This is a genomic window from Caulobacter sp. P1_B12_2 (genome assembly GCF_056406675.1).
The window spans coordinates 1-4,335 of sequence record NZ_JBFTZS010000403.1; the positions used below are offsets into that span (position 1 = coordinate 1).

The window sequence follows — 4,335 nt, forward strand, 5'->3', positions numbered from 1 at the left end:
GGCCCTGATCGGCCAGAGCAACGCCGCCGGCCGCTCGGACGGCGAAAAGTTGCTGGTCGCCAAGGCCGGCGTCGACAAGGCCGACCCGCTGATCCGCTTCGTCGTCGACGACGAGAACGGCGACCTGGCCCACAAGGACGAGAGCTTCTCGCAGAAGGTCATGTTCTGGAAGAAGGGCGACAAGACCGCCGCCCCGACCGCCTCGGAAACCGGCGCCACCGAATCCGTCTCGGTCGACGCGGCTTCGGAAGAAGCCCGCCTGAAGTCGCTGACCGGCAACGGCGCGATCGTCATCACCCGCGAGAAGGAAAGCAAGATCAAGCTTCCGGGCCTGTAGGGCTTCGCGAGCTTCATTGCTTTGAACAAGGCCCGGCGGCGAAAGCTTCCGGGCCTTTTTCGTTGGGCCTTTTTGACACCCTCTCCCAGAGGGAGAGGGAGGGACCCGCCGCGTTAGCGGTGGGAGGGTGAGGGGTTACACCCTCACCGAAGTTCTCACGAGCGCCCTGCCGGCACGCCGTCCGACGTCTTACCCCCTCACCCTCCCAAGCTTCGCTTGGGCCCCTCCCTCTCCCTCTGGGAGAGGGTTATCTACTCATCCGGCGTCGACACCTCGAACCCCCGCGCCCGCAACTGGTCCAGCACCCCGCCGCGCGACACCAGCCCGCGGATCGGGAACAGCGCCACCGCGTGTCCCGGGGTGTTCATCGCCGCGGCCAGGGCGTCGATCTCGGCCTGGGTGCCGCGTCGCTCCAGGTCGGCCACGCCCGGCAGGCTGAGCATGCAGCGCTGGAAGTTGCGCGGACCGCTGATCGCCCCGCGCACGTCGCCGCGCGCCCAGGCCTGGGCCGCCACGCGCGCCGGGCCGGCCCCGCCGACCGACTCGTCCAGCACGCCCTCCAGGCACACCCGGCCGGCGGCCTCGGAATGGCCGCGCACCGCCGCCTTGGCCAGGGGCATCAGCTTGTAGCTGGCCACCGGCCGCGCCTTGACCCCGTGCTTGCGGGCCAGCCGCCCGACCGTCCGCTCGGGCTCGGCCGGGTCCAGCTTGGCGCGCTTGCGATAGTCGTTGGCGATCATGATCCCCGCGCCCAGCGGGCTCCATTCGCGATAGGCGTCGGGCTTCTTGCCCAGCTGCGCGCGGACCTTCTCCAGCTTGGGCGCGAGGTCGGGCACGGCGGCGTCCAGCGGCTGGCTCGACTTCAGCTTGCCGCGCAGGGCCAGCAGCCCGGGGATGTCGCCGATCCCCGCCTTGCCCTCGGGCGGCAGGATCAGGGCGAAGGCGCCGTTCATCCGCCGCTCCAGCACCGAGCGGTCCCAGGGCTGGTTCTCGGGCAGCGAGTGCAGCGTGCCCAGCAGGTAGATCGTGGTGTCGCCGTCGGTGATCTTCCACCAGGCCGGCCCGGGCAGCTTGGCGGCGACCACCAGCTCGTCGACGACATTGGCCTCGGGGTCGTCGATCACCTGGGCGTGGACGGGGGCCGAGGCCAGGGCGGCGAGGGCCAGGCCCGCGAGGATCGTGCGTCGCATACGGATTTCCAACTCAGTCTGTCATCCCGGACGCAGCGTAGCGAAGATCCGGGACCGACGCGTGAACTCAGCGCTTCCGGCGGTCCCGGATCGGCGCGCTACGCGCTTGTCCGGGATGACAACCATTGAGCAACGGAGAAGCTCCCTCACGCCCCCGGCGTCTCGACCTTGAACCCCTTGGCCTTCAGCTGCTCCAGCACCCCGCCCTGGGCCAGGAGCGAGCGCAGCTCGATCACCGCCACGGCCTTGCCGGGGGTCTTGAGGGCCGAGGCGATGGCCTTGACCGCGTCGGACTGGCCCTCGCGCAACTCGCGGGCGATGCTCGGCGTCGAGGCCAGGCAGCGCGAGAAGCCGCGGTCGGTCGCGACCACCTCGCGCACCTCGCCCCGCGCCCAGCGCTCGGCCGTGACCCTGACCCCGCCCTGGCCGCTCTCGGCCTGGCGCAGGCCGGCGTCTAGACACAGCTCCTGCAGCGGCTGCGGGGCCGAGCCCAGGCTCTTGATGGCGTCGATCAGGCTGTAGTCGGACAGGTCCTGGATGCGGGGGCGCTTGGCCAGCGCCTTGTCCTTGGCCATCTCGCGGATGCCCTTGGTCAGGTCGCCCAGGGTGATCGTCAGGTTGCCGTCCTGCTGGGAGTTGGCGACGATGAAACCGGCGAAGGCGGGCTTCACCTCGTCCATGTCGTCGGGCTTCTTCTTCATCACCGCCAGCCGGGCCTCGTAGCGGGCGCGCAGCGCCGGCGGCAGGGTCTGGCGCATCGGCGTCTCGCTGAGGAAGTAGCGCTTGCCGCCCATCACCAGGCCGACCACGCGCAGCGGATTGATCGTGGCCTCCTGGCCCATGATCAGCACATTGGCCCCGTCCAGCCGGCGCTTGAGCACCGAATGGTCGACCTCCAGGTCCTTGGGGACCACGGCCGGCACGCCCAGCACATAGACCGTGGTGTCGGCGTCGCTGACCTTCCACCAGGCCGGCCCCGGCAAGCGGGCGTTGACCACCAGTTCCTCGACCAGATTGGCCTCGGGATCGACCACGTGCAGGTCGATCGGCCCCGAGGCGTCGACGGCCTGCTGGGCCAGGGCGGCTGACCCGAAGAGCATCAACCCCAAGGCTGTCATCCCGGACGCAGCGCGTAGCGCGAAGATCCGGGACCGACGCCTGGGCGCCGCGCTTCCGGCGGTCCCGGCTCTCCGCTTCGCTGCGGCCGGGATGACAGGGTGAGAGGCGGCGAAACGGATGGGCGTCACTATCTGTGATCCTCCAGACCAAGCGGAATCGATCTAGGATGATCGGTCTTCCACACTTGGAAGGGCCCAAGCTGGGCCGGTCAAATTACCATCCCGCAATGCGGACCCTCGCGCGGTTCGCGCCGAAAGCCGCCGCCCATGCCGATCCGCCGCCTGCCGCCCGAGACCGTCAACCGCATCGCCGCCGGCGAGGTGGTGGAGCGTCCCGCCAGCGCCATCAAGGAGCTGGTCGACAACGCCATCGACGCCGGCGCCACGCGGATCGAGGTCGAGGCCCACGGCGGCGGCCTGACCCGCATCCTGGTGGCCGACGACGGCTGTGGCCTCAGCGCCGACGAACTGCCCGTCGCCATCGAGCGCCACGCCACCTCCAAGCTGGCCCCCGACGCCCAGGGCCTGTGGGACCTGCTGGCCATCCACACCATGGGCTTCCGGGGCGAGGCCCTGCCGTCGATCGGCTCGGTGGCGCGGCTCTCCATCTCATCCCGCGCCAAGGGCAGCAGCGACGCCTGGTCGATCCTGGTCGAGGGCGGCAGCGTCGGCGACGTGGCCCCCGCCGCCTTCGCCGGCGACCACGGGGCGCGGATCGAGGTCCGCGACCTGTTCTACGCCACCCCCGCGCGCCTCAAGTTCATGAAGTCCGAGAGGGCCGAGGCCCTGGCGATCACCGAGGAGATCAAGCGCCAGGCCATGGCCAACGAGAGCGTCGGCTTCTCGCTGGACATCGACGGCCGCCGCATCATCCGCCTGCCGCCCGAGCATCCCGGGCCGCAGGGGCGCCTGGCCCGCCTGTCGGCCGTGCTGGGCCGCGACTTCCACGACAACGCCATCGAGATCGACCAGACCCGCGACGGCGTGCGCCTGACCGGCTTCGCGGGCCTGCCCACCTACAACCGCGGCAACGCCGCCCACCAGTACCTGTTCGTCAACGGCCGGCCCGTGCGCGACCGACTGCTGCAAGGCGCGCTGCGCGCCGCCTATGCAGACTTCCTGGCCCGGGACCGCCACCCGACGGCGGCGCTCTACATCTCGCTCGACACCTCGGAGGTCGACGTCAACGTCCACCCGGCCAAGGCCGAGGTGCGGTTCCGCGACCCGGCCCTGGTGCGCGGCCTGATCGTCGGGGCCCTGCGCCACGCCCTGGCGGCGGCCGGCCACCGGGCCTCGACCACCACGGCGGCGTCGGCGCTGGACGCCATCCGGGCGCAGACCATGGCCCCGCCGGGCGCTTACTCCGGCTACCAACCCGGCCCCTCGCCCGCCGGCTTCTCGGCCTGGCAGTCGGGCGGCTGGACGCGGCCCTCGCCCCAGGTGCTGCCGGGCCTGTCGGACGTCTCGGCGCGGGTCGAGCCCTCCTTTAATGATGGGCGCTCGGGCGGCTATGGCGACTACGGCGTGGCCGAGGCCGTGCGCGAGGCGGCCTATGGCGAGTACGACGCCCCGCCCAGCATCGCCTACCCCGGCGGCGGCATGAGCGAAGGCCCCGCCCCGGTGTTCGACCCGGTCGACTTCCCGCTGGGCGCGGCCCGGGCCCAGGTGCACGAGACCTATATCGTCGCCC

The 4,335-nt window shown here is 71.3% G+C and carries 4 protein-coding genes; 2 read left to right on the forward strand and 2 right to left on the reverse strand.

All coding sequences use genetic code 11. From position 1 onward, the window contains the following. Positions 1-337: DUF3035 domain-containing protein (locus AC1DZ6_RS20160; protein WP_477098915.1), on the forward strand; the 337-nt coding region annotated here is incomplete at its 5' end. 251 nt (positions 338-588) lie between these two features. Here the strand turns inward: AC1DZ6_RS20160 and AC1DZ6_RS20165 are convergent. Both AC1DZ6_RS20165 and AC1DZ6_RS20170 read right to left on the reverse strand, forming a co-directional pair. Continuing rightward, positions 589-1,527: a TraB/GumN family protein gene (locus tag AC1DZ6_RS20165; RefSeq protein ID WP_477098916.1), complete on the reverse strand. Its 939-nt coding sequence runs from the start codon at positions 1,525-1,527 to the stop codon at positions 589-591. 146 nt (positions 1,528-1,673) lie between these two features. After that, the gene (locus AC1DZ6_RS20170) at positions 1,674-2,627 is read right to left on the reverse strand and encodes a TraB/GumN family protein (RefSeq protein WP_477098917.1); all 954 of its coding nucleotides are present in this window, start codon (positions 2,625-2,627) and stop codon (positions 1,674-1,676) included. Between the two features lie 285 nt (positions 2,628-2,912). On the opposite strand from AC1DZ6_RS20170, the gene mutL reads away from it, so the two are divergent. Further along, positions 2,913-4,335: DNA mismatch repair endonuclease MutL (gene mutL / locus AC1DZ6_RS20175; protein ID WP_477098918.1), on the forward strand; the 1,423-nt coding region annotated here is incomplete at its 3' end.